General features: G+C 38.1%; 21 protein-coding genes. 8 read left to right on the top strand and 13 right to left on the bottom strand.

What is annotated here, in order from left to right; genetic code table 11:
* Positions 1 to 27: 27 nt before the first annotated feature.
* Together dgt and QUD79_RS10930 are read left to right on the top strand one after the other, a co-directional pair.
* Entirely contained in the window at positions 28 to 1,506 is a 1,479-nt protein-coding gene (gene dgt / locus QUD79_RS10935) for a dGTPase (protein WP_184424861.1), read from the top strand.
* Positions 1,507 to 1,635: 129 nt separating this feature from the next.
* Positions 1,636 to 1,866, top strand: a complete 231-nt coding sequence (locus tag QUD79_RS10930; RefSeq protein WP_184424863.1) for a hypothetical protein — start codon at positions 1,636 to 1,638, stop codon at positions 1,864 to 1,866.
* Positions 1,867 to 1,870: 4 nt separating this feature from the next.
* Here QUD79_RS10930 and QUD79_RS10925 read toward each other — a convergent pair whose 3' ends face one another.
* The gene (locus QUD79_RS10925; protein ID WP_184424865.1) at positions 1,871 to 2,164 is read right to left on the bottom strand and encodes a hypothetical protein; all 294 of its coding nucleotides are present in this window, start codon (positions 2,162 to 2,164) and stop codon (positions 1,871 to 1,873) included.
* 81 nt (positions 2,165 to 2,245) lie between these two features.
* Here QUD79_RS10925 and QUD79_RS10920 point away from each other — a divergent pair, with 81 nt between their 5' ends.
* Entirely contained in the window at positions 2,246 to 2,569 is a 324-nt protein-coding gene (locus QUD79_RS10920; protein WP_286288114.1) for a hypothetical protein, read from the top strand.
* Between the two features lie 248 nt (positions 2,570 to 2,817).
* On the opposite strand, the gene QUD79_RS10915 is transcribed toward QUD79_RS10920, so the two are convergent.
* The 11 genes from QUD79_RS10915 to QUD79_RS10865 form a co-directional block, all read right to left on the bottom strand.
* On the bottom strand, positions 2,818 to 3,033 hold the full coding sequence (locus tag QUD79_RS10915) for a hypothetical protein (RefSeq protein ID WP_184424869.1): 216 nt from the start codon (positions 3,031 to 3,033) through the stop codon (positions 2,818 to 2,820).
* A 128-nt stretch (positions 3,034 to 3,161) separates the two neighbouring features.
* Positions 3,162 to 4,288, bottom strand: a protein-coding gene (locus QUD79_RS10910) for an IS3 family transposase (RefSeq protein WP_184424871.1) whose coding sequence is annotated in 2 segments (ribosomal slippage) — positions 3,162 to 4,072 and positions 4,072 to 4,288 — 1,128 coding nt in all. Because the reading frame shifts where the segments join, the coding sequence is not laid out codon by codon here.
* A 59-nt stretch (positions 4,289 to 4,347) separates the two neighbouring features.
* Positions 4,348 to 4,743 (bottom strand): hypothetical protein, encoded by a 396-nt coding sequence (locus QUD79_RS10905; protein ID WP_246454992.1) that lies wholly within the window; start codon positions 4,741 to 4,743, stop codon positions 4,348 to 4,350.
* Positions 4,740 to 5,417, bottom strand: a complete 678-nt coding sequence (locus QUD79_RS10900) for a response regulator transcription factor (RefSeq protein WP_184424873.1) — start codon at positions 5,415 to 5,417, stop codon at positions 4,740 to 4,742. Before QUD79_RS10900 ends, QUD79_RS10905 begins: the two co-directional genes overlap by 4 nt.
* Before the next feature lie 641 nt (positions 5,418 to 6,058).
* Positions 6,059 to 9,259, bottom strand: coding sequence for an efflux RND transporter permease subunit (locus QUD79_RS10895; RefSeq protein WP_184424875.1), 3,201 nt, complete (start codon positions 9,257 to 9,259; stop codon positions 6,059 to 6,061).
* Positions 9,260 to 9,270: 11 nt separating this feature from the next.
* Positions 9,271 to 10,554, bottom strand: a complete 1,284-nt coding sequence (locus QUD79_RS10890; RefSeq protein WP_184424877.1) for an efflux RND transporter periplasmic adaptor subunit — start codon at positions 10,552 to 10,554, stop codon at positions 9,271 to 9,273.
* 54 nt (positions 10,555 to 10,608) lie between these two features.
* A complete protein-coding gene (locus QUD79_RS10885; protein WP_184424879.1) occupies positions 10,609 to 11,826 on the bottom strand; it encodes a TolC family protein in 1,218 nt (405 codons plus the stop codon).
* An 83-nt stretch (positions 11,827 to 11,909) separates the two neighbouring features.
* Entirely contained in the window at positions 11,910 to 12,269 is a 360-nt protein-coding gene (locus QUD79_RS10880; protein WP_249363239.1) for a hypothetical protein, read from the bottom strand.
* A 52-nt stretch (positions 12,270 to 12,321) separates the two neighbouring features.
* Entirely contained in the window at positions 12,322 to 13,212 is an 891-nt protein-coding gene (locus tag QUD79_RS10875; RefSeq protein ID WP_085286036.1) for a cation diffusion facilitator family transporter, read from the bottom strand.
* Positions 13,205 to 13,930 (bottom strand): transglutaminase-like domain-containing protein, encoded by a 726-nt coding sequence (locus tag QUD79_RS10870; RefSeq protein ID WP_184424881.1) that lies wholly within the window; start codon positions 13,928 to 13,930, stop codon positions 13,205 to 13,207. The genes QUD79_RS10875 and QUD79_RS10870 overlap by 8 nt, the downstream gene beginning before the upstream one ends.
* A 10-nt stretch (positions 13,931 to 13,940) precedes the next feature.
* Positions 13,941 to 14,600, bottom strand: a complete 660-nt coding sequence (locus QUD79_RS10865) for a cation efflux transmembrane domain-containing protein (protein ID WP_138628190.1) — start codon at positions 14,598 to 14,600, stop codon at positions 13,941 to 13,943.
* A 79-nt stretch (positions 14,601 to 14,679) separates the two neighbouring features.
* Between QUD79_RS10865 and cadR the strand changes: the two genes are divergently transcribed.
* A complete protein-coding gene (gene cadR / locus QUD79_RS10860) occupies positions 14,680 to 15,069 on the top strand; it encodes a Cd(II)/Pb(II)-responsive transcriptional regulator (RefSeq protein ID WP_184424883.1) in 390 nt (129 codons plus the stop codon).
* 51 nt (positions 15,070 to 15,120) lie between these two features.
* Here cadR and QUD79_RS10855 read toward each other — a convergent pair whose 3' ends face one another.
* Complete coding sequence (locus QUD79_RS10855) at positions 15,121 to 15,252, bottom strand: hypothetical protein (RefSeq protein ID WP_268245254.1); 132 nt, start codon at positions 15,250 to 15,252, stop codon at positions 15,121 to 15,123.
* A gap of 203 nt (positions 15,253 to 15,455) precedes the next feature.
* Here QUD79_RS10855 and QUD79_RS10850 point away from each other — a divergent pair, with 203 nt between their 5' ends.
* The 4 genes from QUD79_RS10850 (at position 15,456) to QUD79_RS10835 (ending at position 19,607) form a co-directional block, all read left to right on the top strand.
* Positions 15,456 to 15,833, top strand: a complete 378-nt coding sequence (locus QUD79_RS10850) for a hypothetical protein (protein ID WP_138686582.1) — start codon at positions 15,456 to 15,458, stop codon at positions 15,831 to 15,833.
* 107 nt (positions 15,834 to 15,940) lie between these two features.
* Positions 15,941 to 16,438: a DUF411 domain-containing protein gene (locus QUD79_RS10845; RefSeq protein WP_036956660.1), complete on the top strand. Its 498-nt coding sequence runs from the start codon at positions 15,941 to 15,943 to the stop codon at positions 16,436 to 16,438.
* Positions 16,438 to 17,865 (top strand): TolC family protein, encoded by a 1,428-nt coding sequence (locus QUD79_RS10840; protein WP_184424885.1) that lies wholly within the window; start codon positions 16,438 to 16,440, stop codon positions 17,863 to 17,865. The genes QUD79_RS10845 and QUD79_RS10840 overlap by 1 nt, the downstream gene beginning before the upstream one ends.
* Entirely contained in the window at positions 17,865 to 19,607 is a 1,743-nt protein-coding gene (locus QUD79_RS10835; RefSeq protein WP_184424887.1) for an efflux RND transporter periplasmic adaptor subunit, read from the top strand. The genes QUD79_RS10840 and QUD79_RS10835 overlap by 1 nt, the downstream gene beginning before the upstream one ends.
* Positions 19,608 to 19,611: the final 4 nt, after the last annotated feature.

Below are 19,611 nucleotides of genomic sequence, written 5' to 3'. Positions count from 1 at the left end.
TAATAACAATATTAAGGGAACAGCAGTATGGATTATAACGAAAAGCTAAAACATGAACGCTTTCGTGCATCAACAGCTCCGAAAAAAACATTCGATGAGGAAATGGAATCAGACCGGGGCCGTTCAATCAACTCTGCTGCGGTAAGAAGGCTTCAACAAAAAACTCAAGTGTTTCCTTTAGAATCGAATGCGGCAGTAAGAAGTCGTTTAACTCACTCGTTAGAAGTACAACAAGTTGGTAGGTATATAGCTAAGCTTGTATTAAAAAAACTTGATAATGATGGTAAGTTAAGAGAATTAGGGTTAGAAGATAAAAAAGACGGATTTACCAGCGCAATAGAAATAGCATGTTTACTTCATGATGTTGGAAACCCAGCCTTTGGGCATTTTGGTGAAGAAGCTATCAACATGTGGTCAGGAACGTCATTGTTAAATATCTTTACAGAAAAATTCGGGGATAAAGTTAAGGATAGTAAACTACTAAAAGACTTACTTTGCTTTGAAGGTAATGCCCAAGCCATTCGAATTTTACATAGCTTGCAGGACTTGAACTTGTCATTTACTCAAGTAGCTTGTTTAATTAAATATACTAGACCTGCCTATGAGCAGAGGCCGACAGGAAAAACTGAATCGTATAAATATAGAAAGAAAAAACCCGGCTATTATTATTCTGAAGAAGAATACGTTAATAAACTACAAAGTAGTTTAGGCATTGAATCAGGAAATAGATTTCCACTTACTTACATAATGGAAGCAGCGGATGACATATCATACTGTATTGCGGATTTAGACGATGCTTTGGATAAAGGTATTTTGGACGTAGACCAACTTCATCAAGCTATCGTTAGTATTTGGGAATCTTACTTAGATGATGATGAAGTAGATAACGAGGTAGTTGAAAAACGTTATCTTCCTAACCTTGCGCAAAAGGCATATGCAAGATATGAATCGGAATCTCATAATAAGAACCATTCTTATATACTTACTTTAAGAACTAACTTAGTAAATGATCTAGCCAATTATGCTTCTGAACGATACATTTCCAATCATGAATCAGTTTTCAATGGAACACTTGATGAATCTTTATTAGATGGTAATGACGAATATAATTTGGCAACAGAAGTGTTAAAGGGTGTTGCTTTTAAGTATGTGTTTTCTGCCAAGGAGGTAGAAAGATCAGAATTGCAAGGACATGCTATCATATCAGGGTTACTTGATATATATACACCACTTCTCAAATTAGATTATGAAAACTTTAAATCTCTTTCAAAAAGCGAATCTTTAAAATCTTTTCCTATAGAGACTAGGTTGTACCATTTATTATCTAATAAACATAAGCGCTATTATTGTGATAGCGTAAAAAGGCTACACGATGCAGCAGTCGTAACTGATGAAGATAAAATTATAGAAATGTATTACAGATCGCGCCTACTGATTGACTACGTTAGCGGAATGACTGATAGGTTTTCATTTGAGGAGTATAGAAGTCTATTAGCTATTGATTAGATATATGATTTGGAAGTATGAGTTTAATTCAGTACGAATTGAAGCGTTTTAGTACCAATTCGTTGCAAGTTTGCATTTTAGCTTCTAAAAATGAAGCATGTATTTAAAAACTATTTGAACAGGCAAATAATGAGCAAAGTAGATACTCATCAATCAGAACAAAATATACAGTTATGTAATGATCAATTATCACTTAATCAGCGCATCATGATCAAAAATGTCCGAGAGGCTATTGCTAACAATCGTATTGACGGCCTATCAATAAATCCTATTCAGGTAGAGAGAGTAATTGCAGTATGTAAAGATAATCAGAAACTAGATACTGAACAATTGATCAGAGAGTTTGTAACTCAAAATTAGTCAACTAGCGTTTTTTAAAAACTGCCGAAGCTGGTTTTAACTGTATTTTACAAATAGCACCGTATTTACTGCCAGTAAGCCCAGAATTCATTTGTCTTTTTCTATATTTTTTAAGTTGACGTGTGTTCAATTTTTGAAGTTGGCTAACTCTGTGATGATAATACTGTTGACCTATTATTTTTACTTTAGCGATAGATTCCAAAGTAACAGTTTTACTATTAGCGCGAGTAATATTCTGCTGATTTTTGAAAAATGCAGTTAAGTGCTTTTTACGCAGACGTATCAATTTTCTTTTCATATTTTGTCAGAATGCGTGTGATATTTATGATTAATTGCTATCAACATTAAATGAAATTTATAGATCTTCCAAGTTTGTCATTTGCTATACTTAAACTTCAGCAATTCAAGAATTAGAGATATGCCTTATTGCCACACTGTCTTTCAACCAATAGCTCCTAATGAAGTTGAGTCATTATTATCGACGTTTACTATCGAGAACTTTGTCGACGGACGAGCAGCGTATCACTTAGGCAATGGCAGTTATTCGATAGATGCTGGCGAGAATGATATTCGTGCTATCTATGATGATGAAGATGAGGTCGTTCGATTCTTTTGCCGTCACGAAAAAGAGATGCTTCGGTATGAAAAAAAGCTAAAAGCATTTGCAACCAAGCATGGTATTAAGCTTAGCACTAGCAGTTAAAGGCCCCAAAAACGCTTAGACAGCGAATGCGAGGTGATGAGGTTGGACTCAATGCGGGTCAGTTCGAACATTCGTTTAGCAACAAAAGCATGTCTAGTAAAATCTAGGAATTCCAGTTCCAGTAGTGGTCTTTCCGAATTTCTGCTTCACACTACGAATTCACAACTCAAAACGGTCTAAATTAGTTGTTAGGTTGAACGGCATATATATTGAGTTATCAATGGGGTGGACTCAGTCTAAAATTACGCCTAGCTTAACGAGCTAACACATTCATTTTTTAAAATATGTAATTGATTTAATGCTACACAAAGAAGTTCTGCCCACTCCATACAATCATTTAGACTAATATTTATTTGATTATCTTCTGGCACTTCATAAGGTTGGACTGCCTGTTGGCATGCGTCTAATGTTTGAATCCAAGTGTTGGTGACATTGCTATCATATTCTTTTGCTATATTTATCAATTTTTGTGCCGCGTTGATATGCTCTGTTAGCGGTTCAATTAAATTACTACAATAATTTTCTAGTATTTCTATTCCTGTATCATTTGCATTTTGCGGGAGAGTTGATCTTCCCCCGATTTTGTAGACCTCTAGCTTCCAGTTAGAAACTGGTTTTCATACTCATCAGGTGACACATGACCAAGGTGGCTATGCAATCGTTTTCGATTGTAGAACATTTCAATGTAATCAAACAAGTCAGCCCGTGCTTCATTGCGGTTTTCGTACACTTTTCGTTTAACTCGCTCAGTCTTAAGTGAGTGAAAAAAGCTCTCAGCAACAGCGTTATCTAAGCAATGGCCTCTTCGACTCATGCTAGGAACTAAATTATTTGCAGATAAAAATTCTCGATAATCACAGCTTGCATATTGGCTACCTTGATCACTATGAACAATAACTTCTTGCTTAGGATTTCGACGCCAAACGGCCATTAGCAGTGCTTTGATAACAATATCTTTAGACATGTTGGGCTGCATCGACCAACCAATGATTTTGCGTGAGAACAAGTCGAGGACAACAGCAAGATATAGCCAGCCCTCATAGGTTTTTATATAGGTGATATCTGCTACCCAAGCAGTATCAGGCTCACATACAACAAACTGTTGCTGTAAATGGTTATCAGCAATCAATGCTGGTACGGATGACTTAAAGTAGCGACGTTTGTAGCCAATACTTGCTTTGAGCTTAGCTTGTTTCATTAAGCGAGCAACTCGATTTTCACTACAGCTTTCACCCTGACGGCGTAGCTCATGCGTAATACGTGGGCTACCATAAACACCACCACTTTCAACATAGCTTGCTTTGATATGCTCAAGTAGTCGTTGATTATCAAGCTCACGGTTTGATATTGGTTGCTTCAACCACGCATAGAAACCGCTACGATGAACGTTAAGTGCCTGACACATAGCTTTAACACGATAAACATCGAGTCGTGACTTTATGAACGTGTACCTTTCTTTGACTCGCTTGCAAAGTACACGGCGGCTTCCTTTAAAATGTTGCGTTCCTCAGTAACACGCTTAAGCTCTGCTTTAAGTTTGCGTATTTCTTCTTGCTCGGCCGATTTAGCGGGTGGCGTTTTGGCTTTACTCACCCAGTAGTAAAGTGATTTATCTGAAATACCCAATCGTTTAGCAACGTCAGGGACGGAAAAGCCTTTATCAACCACTTGGCGAACAGCTTCATCTTTGAATTCTTGTGGGTATTTATTATTACTCATAACATCTCTCATCATACTTCATTTTCTAAATAAAAGATGTCTACATTATTTGGGGAAGATCAAATCATCCTACCACTGCGTCCATCTGGCAGAGTAATATTTTTAAACTTAGACTCCCCAAGGTTAACCGTTAGTCTGGGTAGTTCATTGACTTCAAAAAGCGCTAAAGTGTCAGATTTTTCAAATACCTTATTTTTGTGCCAAAGCTGATAATATTCAGGATTTTCTTTACCTTCAAACTCAGGCATAAACTCACCCGCAAAATCAAAATCAACCTCTTGCTCGTCTTCTTCGACCAACGTTTCGAGCAAACTAGCTTTGTTAGTCATTGCACGATCAAATTCACTACTGATCCACGTGTCAACGCTTATATCTGTTGCTAGCAGAATAGAAACCAAGAGTATTGATATCGAAATTGATAAATAGCGGCTGAGCTTCTTTTTAATAGAATTCACAAATCACTCTCTACGAAATAACCAAACCCGCGTTTAGTTTTAATGGGCAAATCGAACCCCAGTGCTTTCACTTTTTTTCTCGCTGACGATAAATGTGCTTCGATAGAATTTTTAGCTACAGCATCATATTGCCCCGCTAAATATTCGCTAAGCTTTTCTGGTGAGATAACTTTACCTTGATTAGAAAAAAGGCACTCAACAACTTTATATTCATTCGGTGTTAAATTAGCGTCAGTCCCTCCGCACTTTAGCTGTTTTAAATGAAGGTCTAATGAAATAGCACCAATATTTATACTACTATCATTAACGTTTAAACTGCCGCGTCGCATTAGGCACAGCAAACGAACATGAAGTTCATCAAAAGAAAAAGGTTTAGTTAAATAATCATCAGCGCCATTAAGTAAGCCGTCCACTTTATCTTCGGTTAGATCTTTAGCAGATAATATTAATACCCTAATATCTTTATTTGCTTGACGAATTGCCTTTAAGATAGCAGTACCGCTAAGGGTAGGAAGCATAAGGTCGAGTATCAGCAATGAATAATTACCTGCTAACGCCATACTTAGCCCCTCAGAACCATCACCAGTGTCGTCAACGGTGAAACCAAGGTTGGATAGGCCAACCCTTAAACTTCTTCTTAGCGAGGTTGAGTCTTCTATAATTAAAACTTTCAACGTTTGGATTACCTAACAAATAAATATTATTTAACTTAAACTATTAAACTTAAGATTAGCTGAATTTATACTTAATTTTATTAATTTTATTAATTTTATTAATTTTATTAATTTTATTAATTTTATTAATTTTATTAATTTTGAGGATTGATTTAGCTCATAAGCTCGGCAAGAGTGAAGATTAGTTCTATCTCGGTAGGGGGCGATTGTGCCTTCGACTTAATCTTATATTTATTCAAAATTAAATGATTCTAATGTCTGCTTTGGGGGGGGGCGATATCTAACGCAATGCAAAAGTTGTAGTCATAATTTTAGTTGTGAATGAGCTAGTTTCAGGTGAAAACGGAAGCTTTAGAATCTCTGCTCTGCTGCTATAAACAAGCTAATTACTGTCATTAAAAGCTTAACGGTCACTGTCTGTTTCTCGCTCTAGAAGTTTCCCTTAAAGTATTTGCATTTACTCGTTAAGGGGCAGGAGCGAGTCAGAAGTTAACTCGCCAATGGACAATTGTGAGTTAGAACAAATGTGTGCTTTGTGCCATTAAGAGACCTTCAAGGTACTTTTAATCTGCGTGTAGAACGTTTCTATATGACCTTTTGAATAGCCCCGCGCAAAGGATGAATGGGGCTATATCGAGTTGCTAAGACCTAATCTCTTTTAATTTTCCTTTAGAAAATAACTGATATAGGCTTGGTACAACAAATAACGTGAGTAATGTTGCTGTAATTAACCCACCAACAATAACGCTTGCTAGGGGGCGTTGAATTTCCGCGCCAACCCCATTAGACATTAACATCGGAATTAGCCCTAACGCTGAGGTGATTGCGGTCATTAGCACAGGTCTTAACCGGGAAGTAGCCCCGTCAAATATTGCATTAGTAGTTTCCAAACCATCTTGAATACGCTGGTTAATACTTTCAACCATAACCACACCATTTAACACGGCAACACCAAATAGTGTAATGAAGCCAACGGAGCTTGGCACGGACAAGTATTGCCCAGACAAATATAAGGAGAAAACACCGCCGATAACAGCTAATGGGACATTAACTAAAATCAACATTGCTTGACCAACTGAGCCAAATGCGAAGTAAAGCAAAAGAGCAATTAGGGTTAAAGATAGAGGAACCACTATAGCTAACCGTTGTTGTGCTCGTTGTTGACTTTCAAATTGACCACCGATGGCAACAGAGTAGCCAGCAGGTAAATCGACTTTCTCGGCGATTACTTGTCTGATATCGGCAACAACACTGCCCATATCTCGATTCTGTACGTTGGCTTGGATAACAACACGTCGTTGCACATCATCTCTTCTCACTTGCGGAGGACCTGACTCAAAGAAGATTGTTGCAACATCACTAAGACGAACCCAAGCACCTGTAGGTGACTGAATGCGAATATCGGAAATAGCTTCTTTATTATTTCGATATTCTTGTTCGATACGAACATAAATATCATACCGCTCATTGCCATTAATAATTTGTCCTGCTTCAACTCCACCTATACCATCTCGTACCACTTCCATTATATCACCGACCGATAGGCCAAAACGTGAAAGCTCTTGTCTGTTTGGCTTTACAACTAATTGAGCTTCACCAGCTATTTGTTCAAGCGCAACATCTCTAGCGCCTTCAACTTCTTTAATTGCCGATTCTATTTCTTGCCCTTTAACTGCCAATTGATTGAGGTCTGGCCCAAACAGCTTTATCGCTAGTTGTGCTTTTACACCAGATAGTAACTCATCTACACGGGTGGCAATTGGTTGAGAAAAGTTCAGTAAAAGTCCCGGAAACTCTTCAAGCGATTGTTCCATTTTGTTTTGCAGTTCATAACGGTTTGAAGCACTGGTCCACTCGGATACAGGTTTAAGTCCGATATAAATCTCGATGTTATTAACTGGTTCAGGATCGCCGCCAATATCAGGTCGCCCGATACGGCTTAGCGCATAAGTAACTTCAGGAAATGCCATCAACTTTTCTTCTAATATAGGTGAAACCATCAATGCAGTATCTAAACTAGAAGAAGGAGCAAGAGTTGCTCTTAAGTTAATTGTTCCTTCTTCTAGCTCTGGAACGAATTCAGTACCTATGTAAGGTATAATTGAAAAAGCCGAAGCAACCATAATTAGCGAGGTAACAACAATTAACTTGGTACGTTTAAGTGCAAACTTAAGCCCCTTTTTATATAGCTTATCTAAAGGTTTAACGACAAAGCTTTCTCTTTCTTTTATGCCTTTTTTGAACATGAAAGTGGCGAGTGCTGGTACGATAAACAAGGCAACAACAATAGCTGAAATGATGGCTAAAATAATACTAATTGCCATTGGCTGGAATAATTTTGCTTCGACGCCTTCAAAGCTAAACAAAGGCAAGAACACGACTAAAATGACAGAAGCAGCAAAAAATACTGGGCGAGCCACTTCTTTGCCTGCTTGTTTTAGCCGCAACTCGATACCATGATCATCTTTTTCTATTGCAAAGGGATCAGTATCATCACTAGGAACACGTGCTTCTACACTTTGTTGGTGTGTTGAATCAGGGTGGTTTAAATGTTTAAACATATTTTCAACCATGACCACTGAGCCGTCCACAAGCATACCAATAGCTACGGCAATGCCACCTAGTGACATAAGATTGGCAGAAATTCCCCACCAAGCCATGATCATTAATGCAATACCTACCGATATTGGAATGGAAATAAGAACAAGAAACGTTGCTCTTAAATTCATTAAGAACAGGGCAAGCACGATACAAATAAAGATAAAGGCAAGTGCTAGTGCATTGACTACAGTACTGACAGCTTGTTCGATTAAATCAGCTTGATCATAGAAGGGTTCGAATCGAACACCTTTAGGTAATGCCTGATTGATTAGTGGAATTCGTGCATTAATACCATCAATGGTTGCTTTTGTATTGGAACCCATACGCTTGAGTACAATGCCTGATACAACTTCACCTAGGTTTTCAACTTTTCCTTCGGACGTTTTACGGGTCATAGTGACCGCACCTTGTCGAATTTCACTACCTAGTTCAACTTTGGCGACATCAGAAACCGTCACAACAGTACCATCTACGGTTTTTACAGGTACTTGCTTAATGTTGCTAATGCCTGCTTCACCACTTTCGAACCAACCCGTTCCTCGAATAACAAGCTGCTCTTGTCCTCGGTTCATATACCAACCGCCAACGTTGGCATTGTTACTATCCAGTGCATTAACGATATCTTCTTGCGACAATCCATATGCAAGGAGCTTAGAGGGAGCTATGTTCACTTGATATTGCCTAACATTACCTCCGAAAGATAAGACATCTGTGACACCATCAACTGGCATAATTAGCAATTTGATTATCCAATCATTGAGGCTTCTGAGCGCCATTGAGTCATATCCTGCGTCTTTATCTGACACGAGCAAGTATTGAAATACTTGACCTAACCCAGACGTATTTGGTCCCATTTCAGGCGTACCTACACCGTCAGGTATCAACTCTTTTGCAGCTTGAAGCCGTTCAAAGACGAGCTGCCGTGCAAAATAGATATCAGTCCCTTCTTTAAAAACGACAGTAACGCCAGACAGCCCCGTTTTGGAAATTGAACGTACTTGTTCAACATCAGGTAACGCATACATGACCGCTTCAATCGGATAAGTGATGAGTTGTTCTACTTCTTCTGCGGCAAGCCCCGGCGCTTCTGTATTAACCGCGACTTGAACATTAGTCACATCAGGGAAAGCATCCAAGTTCAGTTTTGGGATCACCATTATTGCGCCAACAATAGTGGCAAATAAGGCAATCAAAATAAGGAGTCGGTTGTTTACAGACCAATCTATAATTTTATTAAACATAGCGGCTCTCCTTAATGGTTATGCGGATCAAATCCGCCTTTAGCTATTTCAGAAGCAACAAAAAACGCTCCTTGAGTGACCACACGAGTACCACTTTCTAAACCAAATATTTCTCTGAAATTACCTAGAGAACGACCTAACTCAACCTCTGTCGCTTTGAATTCACCGGGATGATCCTCAACAAATACGGTCCAATCTCCGTCCGCACTTCTAATTAGCGCTTCTTCTGGAACGGCCATAACTTTTTGTTCAGTGGCAAATTGAAAATATACTTTAACAAACATGCCTGAATGGAGATTGTCATCTGCATTATTAACACTTAGGCGAATGATTCGAGTTCTAGTGATGGGATCAATCGTGTGGGCTTCCTGAATAACTTTTGCCTTATAATCCTCTCCTTCTAATTTAACTATTGCCGGAGAGTTGATTGATAGATTGAGCTTTTTGTTGGGTGATACTTTAGCTTCCACCCACAGCTTATTTTCATCTGCCAAAAGCATGATAGTATCACCCGCATCGACTCGTTGGCCTTGGGTGAAGTCATCTTGTAAAACTACTCCTTCTCGCTGAGCTACTAGCGAATATTGGCCAAACGAAGTTATGTCTTTATTTGATATGTCTTTTATCGCTTTTTCAGTTAACCCTAGTGCGATAAGTTTTCCGTATGTAGCGTTAAATGTGGTTTGAGCCTGAAGTAAACGACTTTCACTTACTGTTTTGTTGCCTAATTTCTTTACTCGCTGCCATTCAGTTGACGCAATCAAGTAGTCAGCTTGAGCTTGAGCCATTGCTTCACTAAATAGGGTGACCAGCTTTTGTCCTTTTTCTACGTGTTCACCGAGTGCAGTATGTCTGCTTATTATCACTGACTCGGTACGGGGAGAAACGACATAGCTGCTATAACCATCTACTTTGACCTCTCCGGGCGCATAGATTGTACTGAATTGATAATCAGGTCTTATGCTTTGAACTTTAATATTGGCTAGTGACATTTTTTGAGGGCTTAGAGTAATACCTTCTTCATGTTCCTCTTCAGTTTCTTTATTTTTGCTCTCTTGGTCGTGACCATGTTCGTCATGTTCTGTGTCTTTTTCAGAATGGTTGCCTTCATTTTCCTGATGGCCTTCTTCTACATGATTTTCTTCACTTTCCGAGTGTTTATGTTCTTTGGGTTTTGCTGTTACAGGGTCAATTGTATTTACTTGTAGAGCATACACTTCACCGCTTAATGTCCCACCTAAAAAAAGTCCACTAATTAGTATTGCTAATATTTTTTTGCTAAATAATGTATTCATTTTTTTACCTATATTCTTTTAAAGTTTAAGATTTCTAATTGCCGTTTTAACTAATTAAATCTTGAACTTAGATAATTGACCCATGCTCCAAATGAAGGCTATTTCAGAGAGTCTAAATTGTTTTTCTAGTTGAATGCCTGAGTGCAATCCATCAGCTCTTTGGCTCAACGCTATTAGATAGTCTGAAGTATTGATGTCTCCAGCCTCCCAACGAGCGTTTAGCAACCTCGCGCTATTATCAATTCGGTTTTGTATAAGGTTTTGCCATCGCTGATAGTATTTTTTACTGATCATGAGGGATTCATAGTTGGCCTGAGCTTCAAAAGAGCGTTTTCGATAAATGGATTGGAAATAAGCTTCCGCAGCAACGGCTTCTGAATATGCCGCTTTAGTAGTATCGGAATAGTTATTTCTGATATTCAAAGGCATAGAGAATGTTAAGCCAACGATATTATCGTCACTATTTTTTCCTGCGCTAATCCCTATGGTGGGATTAGCTTTATTCTCTATGGTTGTTAGTTGTGCTTTAGCTTGTTGCTCTTTCCATTTTGCTTTAGCCAATTGTACTTGGGGGTGTTGTTCAATCCATTCAGCTTTGTATGAATAGTTTTCAACATCGAAATCAATAGAGGTTTTACTGGCTAACTCTGGTGTCCAATCAGGCAGCAGCTCTTTAACTTTAACCTCAGCATTTTTTAGCTCTATTTGATATTCAGCTATTTCACTAAAAACTTGAGACAAGTTTAAGTAAACCAGCTCAGCATCTAGAGGCTCAAGTATTCCCGCCTTTTGTTTGTCTTCCACAATACTAAGTAAGGTTTGCAGTTGACTTTCTCTCTCAGTAGAGAGCTGTGCAGCATCTTTCGCTGATTGCCAATTTGTCAAAGCAATTAACGCATCGGCCTTTTTTGAATCGATTAAATTCAATAAGTGCTGCTGGCTGGCATAAAGAGTTATCTCGCCAATTGACGTATTGGCAGAGCGTTTATCCCAAAAATCAATGGTCTGACTCAAACCGATTGAATAGTTATTAAAATCACCTTCTTTCTCAAAACTTGCGTCAAACTCAGGGTTATATATTGCCTGAGTTAAGCTTTTTGCATGATGATTGCTTGCGATTAACAACTCTCTTGCTTCAATTATTTCGGGATCTTTATTTATTTGTGTGTCTAACCACGACTCACTTTTTTGCTTGCTGTAAGCGGCATATGAAATACTTACAAGTAGGCAGAATGACAGGCAAGTGCCTGTATTTTTTATATATTTATACATAAGACTTCTTAAATTTTAAGTATTAATCATCTCTCATTTACCGATTTTTTAATCGATAAATGGACGGTCATAAATTTAGAAATTTAAGAAATAGGGGGGCGTAATATAGCGTCTAAAAATTCTTTTGTTTGATCGAATTGATAAGGTATTAGGTTGTTGTTATATAACTTTGTTGCACTATTTGAATTGCTAATTAATATCCAAGATAAGTGGCTGCCGCTACAGTGACCACAGTGATGACAATCCTTGATATCATGAGGTTCATCATCAGCGTTTTCATTTAAAATATCGCGATCATTTTTATGGTCATGTTGAGTTTGCAGGTGCTCTACATCGATTTGATGATTCTCAGAAGTTGCAGACGCAATAGAGCTTATCGATTGTAGAACAATCGAAAGAACTAATATTATCCTTAAAGCAACAGTGAAATTCAAAATAGACACCCATAAAATTGTGAGATAAAACTATAACAAGAAGCGACAGTTGAGACTAGCTCTATGTTTCTTTTTCATGCTCATCTCTGCAAGTTTCTTTGGGAAACTCAAACTCAATGGTTGTATGAGACAAATGATATTCTGAAAGTTCAATTGCGATAGTTTGTTTTAATGCCACGAGTTCATTCACACTTGAGTTTTTAGATAACTCCAAATGAGCTGTTAGTACATGACTTTCTCCGTCTAACGACCAAAAGTGCATGTGATGAACCCCATTAACTTCAGGTAATTTAATTAAAGTTTGTTTGATATTCTGTTGAGTTTCTTCATCTGGAGCGGCTTGAAGAAACAAAACAAGTGTAGATTTTAGATTTCTGAAAACATTAAATAAAATAAATAATGTAAAACCAATTGATAGCAGTGGGTCTAGTATTGGCAGTTCTACAAATAACAACACAATTGAAACAATTAGAACGGCGACCCAACCCAGAACATCTTCCAGTAAGTGCCAAGTTAGTACTTTTTCATTTAAAGTTTCCCCAGCTTTTAATTTGAATACGGCATACCCATTTACGGCAACACCGAGTATCGCAAGCCCTAACATTCCTTCAACTACAGGCATTTCAGGGTTGGTTAGCCTTGGAATTGCTTCAAACAACACCCAAATTGAGCCAATTACTAATACAACGCCATTTACCAATGCCCCGAACAGTGTAAGTCGGCGGTAACCATAGCTGTATTTATCTGGCGCTGCTTTGTTTGAAAAACGACTTAATATCCATGCAAAGCCAATCGATAAACTATCTCCTAAGTCATGCACCGCATCAGCCATAATAGCGGTACTGTTGGTGAGCCAACCACCAATAAATTCGATGATCGTAAAGGTAACATTCAGAAAAAATGCCCAACCAATCCTGTCGTCTGTTCCATGTTGATGACTATGACTATGCATTTTGTACCTCCAGCGCTTTATTTTTTCTTAGATTAGTGACATTGAAATTTATTAGGTGGCGGATCACTTTTTGATACATCCAGCGTTTGACTCCAGACAAATTAGTGCCTTTTTCAAGATAAAACTCATCAGGGGAATTATAAAGTCCAAAGTCGTCGTGAATCCCTTCTTTTTGAATATATGTGTCGGTTCCGCGCCAACCTGTATCTGGTGATGAAAAACATTTTGTTGCAACACCATAACCACAGAAATTGTCTTTTATTTGATTAAACTTTTGCTGTATTGAAGTGAGATATTGATTGTCTAAAATAAAGCCCTCTAAGTTGATCCAACGTCCTTCAAAGTAAACTTCAACCCAACTGTGAATAATGTATTTGGGCGCTAACCAAAAGACATAGGTAGGAATAGCTCCTTTTTGTAATTGCTGATCTATTGTAAACCCGTGAAATCGGCACTGAATTCTTAATCCACGTAATAAGGCCATTAAAAGGTTGCCCTTAGTGTTACATTGCCCGTATCCGTCAGATAAAACTTCACTTGCGGAAATATCGTCGCTTTTGTTATAGCCAAATAGTATTTCGTCTTTTACAAACTGATAAGCAGTGCCAATCTTGTTGTAGTCATCAAGTTCATGCCATTTTCGCTCTGTTATTAATGATTGGATAGTGGGGTGTTCAAAATTAACTATCTCAGTTTTTTTAAGATATTCTTGATTCATAAGAGCTTCCTTACTTTGAATTGCAGCAGGTTGATTGTTTATTTTTATCTGATACTTCAGATGTATATTGAGCCGATACTAATTCTTGTTTGGCATCCGTTAATATCATGTAAGCACCTCGAAGAATTAACATTGAAATGATGCTACCAATAACAATATCAGGCCAGCGTTGTTCTAGCACCATGACAAGTATGCCAGCAAATACGACACCAAGGTTTGCGATCACATCATTAGCTGAAAATATCCAGCTAGCCCTCATATGCACTTCATCATTGTTGTGTTTTCGTATAAGCATCAAACAAATGACATTAGCGATTAAAGCCACAGAACCAACTCCAATCATAAACCAAGAATGAGGCTCACTTTCTCCAACTAGTCGCCTAGCTATATCGAGAAGAATTAGAACCCCTAACCCCAATTGGAAATAACCACTTACTAATGCTGCATTAGCTTTATGTTGGATTGACTTCCCCACGGCATATAAGGCAATGGCATAGACGATAGCATCAGCTAGCATATCTAACGAATCAGCAATTAATGCGGTTGATTCAGATAACCAACCTAAACCAATTTCAAATACAAACATCGTGGCATTTATAGCTAAAAGCCAATAAAGCACTGTTTTTTGTTGGTCATCTTTTAATTCTACTTCACAGCCACAACCGCTCATTTTTTAACTCCGCCTTACTTGTATAATTCAAGTGTAAAACCTATAGTAACTATAGGGTCAAGTTTAAAAAGAAAATATTATGAAAATAGGTGAATTATCGAAAACATCCGGTTGTTCTATACAAACTATTAGATACTATGAAAAAGAAGGATTACTTTCTGATCCAGAGCGTACAGAAGGTAACTTCAGATTGTATGACGTTACCGCTTTGAAGCAATTAGAATTCGTAAAACATTGTCGCAGTCTCGATATCTCTCTGATTGATATCAAACGTCTTATCGACCTAAAAAATAAACCAGAAGAAAGTTGTTCAAGTGTAAATGAACTGATTAAACAGCAATTAGATTTAGTTAATAAACGCATGAAAGAATTAAAAGCCTTAAAAATCGAATTACAACAAATGTCTAGTACGTGTAATTCTGATAATACTATTGAAAGGTGTGGGATAATTAAGTCATTAGATAGCTAAAGTGATGTACAAAAGGCTATTTTTTTAATTCACCTTGATTATTGATACAGACTAATTAATAGTTATTTTCTTACCCACACGAACAGACTTTAGTTCCCCTGTAAACTCCTTTTCAACTAGCAATAGCGATTTATCGCTTGTATCGTGAGTACCTAATGCAACCATTTTGAGTTTACGGGACATTAAATTAATGTCATTAAGGACGTATTGTTTATCAATAAGCGAGCATACTCCTTTGCTGTATATCAAATGAAATTATGAATGCTACATGTACCTCTTTGAAAAAATTGACGTTAGTCAAATATTCATAAATGTTTACATGACATCAATTTACTTATTCGAAAATTTGTATTAGCATAAGCCATGTATATTTTTATGAGAATTTTATGTCTAAAGCATTTTCAAAAGTCTTAGTAATAACGCTTATGCTGGTTGCCTTTGTAGGGCAAGCATTTGCGTATTCTGCTATGTCTTGCGAAATGTCATTAGGTTCTCATGAATCACACATGAACATGGAACATTCCAAGATGAGTCATCATGAAGGAATGGAGCATGGTGATATGAATAAAAGCAGTAACGGTCAATCAGAAGATTGTTGTGGTGTTTGTGTTTGTCCTACAAATGCTTGCTCATCTACGACAGTCCTAAATTCCAGTATTGATTCGACAGATATTCAAATATTCAGTGAATCTGTAGCTGCTCTGCAATCTAAACAACCTCATTCAATTTCCACTTCCCTTTATCGTCCACCAATTTTTGCCTAATACAGGATTAGTGCGTCCAAATTTCTCGCACATGTAATTAATTTTTCTGTTAGTCAATATAGCGTCGTAGCGCTATAGATATTTTCCAGCGATGTCTGGGGGCAAAAATGATCAATAAGTATTTAAAAATAGCAGTAGTAATGCTGCTTTCACCTGCGTTTGCAAACGCCAACGAACATAACCATGCAGACAATCACGACGTAACACCTTTGGAGTTAATCGTTTATAAAACCCCTACTTGTGGGTGTTGTAAAAAATGGATAACTCATATTGAAGACAAAGGGATCGTTGCGCATTCCAAAGATTTCCGAAACATCGGCAACATCAAAACTAAGTATGGTATCAAACCTAATTACCGTTCATGCCACACGGCAGTGAGTAGAAATGGATTTGCCTTTGAAGGTCATATACCTGCTAAATTTATTCAGCAGTTCTTATCAGAAGAACATCCCAATGCGATTGGGCTTTCAGTTCCAGCAATGCCAGTTGGCTCTCCCGGTATGGAAGTCGATGACCGCTTTATGCCATACAACGTGTTAATTCTATTTAAAGATGGAACGAGCAAAGTCTATGCAAAAGTTAAGACATACGAGGAGCAATTCTAATGAAATTGAACTCTTCAAACCTTACTTCACTTTCAACTGCATTAATACTCGGCTTATCTGTATTCTCAGCTCAAGCTGAGAAAGTAGTGTCGCTTGAACAAGCTATCACCTTAGCTCAGCAAAATGATCCTTGGCTTCATGGTAGCCGATTGAAACAAAGTGCAGTTGAAAATAGAAGTATTGCTTCAGGTACTTTGCCTGATCCGAAAGTATCGCTAGGGATAATGAATTTACCAACAGATACTTGGGATTTAGATCAGGAAGGAATGACTCAGCTAAAGGTTGGCGTCTCTCAAATGTTTCCGAGAGGCGACAGTCTAGAGATCAAGAAAGACCAGTTACAAATTGAGTCCACGAAATTTCCACTGTTACGAGAGGATCGTAAAGCTAAGTTGAAAAGCCAAGTGTCACAACTTTGGTTAGATGCTTACTTAGCCCAACAAACTATTAAATTGATTGAAGATGATTGGTCTCTCTTTGAGCAGATGGCGGAAGTGGCTAAAGCTAGCTATTCAAACGTTGTTGGTAAAACTAGACAGCAAGATGTTATTCGTGCTCAGTTGGAAATCGTGCAGTTAGATGACAGATTAACTTCGCAAAAGCAGAAACTAGAAACGACAATCGCTCGTCTCAATGAGTGGCTTCATATTTACGATGCGGATCGTTTGAATGAATCATTCAACTTTGACGCGCAACCATTAGAGTTTAGGGTTTCTAAAAAGTTACCTGCAATTACTCTGAATAATCCAACAGTCCTAAAAGCATCTAATTACTCAAGAAATCTATTGGCTCAGGAGCTTTCGAATCACCCAGCCATACTTGCAATTGATATAAAACGCAAAGCTTCAGAAAAAGGAATTGAGTTAGCCAAACAGCAATATGAGCCGCAATGGGGTGTTAATGCTAGTTATGCCTATCGCGACAATATGCCCTCTGGTGATAGCCGAGCTGATTTATTTTCTGTTGGGGTAACGTTTGATTTACCCTTGTTTACCGAGAACAGACAAGATAAGCAAGTTGCAGCTTCTATTGCAGATTCAGAGACTATTAAAACCGAGAAACTATTACTGACAAAGCAAATGATCAGTGTTTTAGAAAAAGAACTAAGACAGCTTAAACGCTTATCAGATAGACAATCTATCTATCAAGAACAACTCCTTAAACAAACTCATGACCAAGCAGAAGCGTCATTGACAGCCTACACAAATGATGATGGCGATTTTGCCGAAGTTGTTCGAGCAAGAATCGCAGAATTAAATGCCAGAATATCAGCCTTAAGAATTGATGTTGACGCACTTAAAACAGTTGTTCGTATCAACTATTTATTTGCGCATTCTCAATCTAACTCAAATGCTGAACATAAGTCGAAGCACACTTCGCACAAAACTAATCAGCTCTTATCCAGTCAGCAATTTGGAGAAAAATAATGTCAACGAATACTAAAACAGTTATTGCCGTCATCATTGGGGCAGCACTAGGTGCTGGAGCATTGAGTTTATATCAAGGTACTGGCTCAAACAGTAATAGTAATGAAGCAACATCAGGAGAAAAAAAGCCTCTGTATTGGGTTGCACCGATGGATTCTAATTACCGCCGGGACAAGCCCGGTAAGTCGCCTATGGGGATGGATTTAATACCTGTGTATGAGGAAGAATCATCTGGTGATGACTTTGGCCCCGGAGCAGTAAAAATTGCGCCTCATGTAGTGAATAACCTTGGGGTTCGCACTGCACCTGTTGAACTGAAAAATATGCATACTGAAATCTCAACGGTAGGTTATGTTCAATATGATGAAGATAAGCTAATTCATATCCACCCACGGGTTGATGGCTGGATTGATAAACTTTACATCAAAGCAGCAGGTAACCCTGTAGAGAAAGGGCAGCCTCTTTATACACTATATTCTCCTCAGTTAGTTAATGCTCAGGAAGAGCTGTTAATAGCGTTAAAGCGCAACAATAGTTCTTTAATTTCAGCAGCCAAAGATCGCCTAAAAGCGTTACAGCTTTCAGCAGACTTTGTTCAAAAGCTAGAAAAGACACGAAAGGTTCAGCAAACAATTACCTTTTATTCACCACAAGCAGGTGTTGTCGATGGTTTGAAGGTTAGAGAAGGTTTTTATGTAAAGCCGGGAAACACCTTATTAAGCATTGGCCAGCTAGATCAAGTTTGGGTTGAAGCAGAAGTGTTTGAACGTGACGCAGCCTTAATTAAAAAAGGACTTCCTGTATCAATGACACTAGATTATTTACCCGGTGAGGACTGGGCTGGTGTCGTTGATTATGTTTATCCAACATTGAACAGTAAAACACGCACACTCCGAGTGAGATTGAAATTTGATAACACAGACTATCAATTAAAACCAAATATGTTTGCACAAGTCTCTATTCACGCTAATCAAGCTGATAGCACCATCCTCGTGCCTAAAGAAGCCGTTATTAGAACAGGTAAACAGGACAGAGTAGTACTTGCGTTAGGTGATGGGCAATTTAAATCTATTGAAGTGACTATTGGCCGGGTTGATATCGACAGCATCGAAATATTAGACGGCTTAAATGAAGATGACGTTGTGGTGACATCTGCCCAATTCTTGATTGATTCTGAATCAAGTAAAAGCTCTGACTTTAAACGAATGACTCATGATGAAGTGCCTAACTCTGTTTGGATGCAAGGGGATGTTAATAGTGTTATGGCAGGGCACCGCATGGTTAATATTTCACATGGCCCTGCTGAAGCTTGGGATTGGCCTGAAATGGTTATGGATTTTACTGTGGCTGAAAAAGTCGATATTGACTCATTAAAGTCAGGTCAATCTTTGCACTTTGAAGTGAGCAAAACCGAAGACGGTGGATATGAAATTACTGGAATTCATATCATGAGTGAGCCTGAAGTATCATCAGCAACAGTATCTGGTTTGATCAATGCGATTGATATTGATACACGGATTCTAAATATTAGCAGAGGCCCAATAGAGAAATGGGATAGACCTGCTGCGACGATGGATTTTATCGTCGCGGACAATATAGAAATGGTTGATTTCAATGTCGGTGATAATGTCACTTTCACTTTTGAGGTTAGAGATGACTTAGTTATCACTGACATTTCTCTTGAATCAGATGAACAACACGGCAAGGAAAATAAAGCTGCTGTTGATCATTCTAATCATTAAGTGG

The sequence above is a fragment of the Thalassotalea piscium genome, assembly GCF_030295935.1.
Classification (GTDB): domain Bacteria; phylum Pseudomonadota; class Gammaproteobacteria; order Enterobacterales; family Alteromonadaceae; genus Thalassotalea_B; species Thalassotalea_B piscium.
This window is presented reverse-complemented; position numbering and strand designations above follow the sequence as displayed.

Bases quoted from the DNA above. Each gene is read 5' to 3' on its own strand.
- QUD79_RS10870 (WP_184424881.1), bottom strand. From the start codon at position 13,930: ATGAATCAAGAATATCTTAAAAAAACTGAGATAGTTAATTTTGAACAC.
- QUD79_RS10885 (WP_184424879.1), bottom strand. From the start codon at position 11,826: ATGTATAAATATATAAAAAATACAGGCACTTGCCTGTCATTCTGCCTA.
- QUD79_RS10930 (WP_184424863.1), top strand. From the start codon at position 1,636: ATGAGCAAAGTAGATACTCATCAATCAGAACAAAATATACAGTTATGT.
- QUD79_RS10865 (WP_138628190.1), bottom strand. From the start codon at position 14,600: ATGAGCGGTTGTGGCTGTGAAGTAGAATTAAAAGATGACCAACAAAAA.
- QUD79_RS10855 (WP_268245254.1), bottom strand. From the start codon at position 15,252: ATGTCCCGTAAACTCAAAATGGTTGCATTAGGTACTCACGATACAAGC.
- QUD79_RS10845 (WP_036956660.1), top strand. From the start codon at position 15,941: ATGATCAATAAGTATTTAAAAATAGCAGTAGTAATGCTGCTTTCACCT.
- QUD79_RS10875 (WP_085286036.1), bottom strand. From the start codon at position 13,212: ATGCATAGTCATAGTCATCAACATGGAACAGACGACAGGATTGGTTGG.
- QUD79_RS10895 (WP_184424875.1), bottom strand. From the start codon at position 9,259: ATGTTTAATAAAATTATAGATTGGTCTGTAAACAACCGACTCCTTATT.
- cadR (WP_184424883.1), top strand. From the start codon at position 14,680: ATGAAAATAGGTGAATTATCGAAAACATCCGGTTGTTCTATACAAACT.
- dgt (WP_184424861.1), top strand. From the start codon at position 28: ATGGATTATAACGAAAAGCTAAAACATGAACGCTTTCGTGCATCAACA.
- QUD79_RS10890 (WP_184424877.1), bottom strand. From the start codon at position 10,554: ATGAATACATTATTTAGCAAAAAAATATTAGCAATACTAATTAGTGGA.
- QUD79_RS10840 (WP_184424885.1), top strand. From the start codon at position 16,438: ATGAAATTGAACTCTTCAAACCTTACTTCACTTTCAACTGCATTAATA.
- QUD79_RS10835 (WP_184424887.1), top strand. From the start codon at position 17,865: ATGTCAACGAATACTAAAACAGTTATTGCCGTCATCATTGGGGCAGCA.
- QUD79_RS10925 (WP_184424865.1), bottom strand. From the start codon at position 2,164: ATGAAAAGAAAATTGATACGTCTGCGTAAAAAGCACTTAACTGCATTT.
- QUD79_RS10850 (WP_138686582.1), top strand. From the start codon at position 15,456: ATGTCTAAAGCATTTTCAAAAGTCTTAGTAATAACGCTTATGCTGGTT.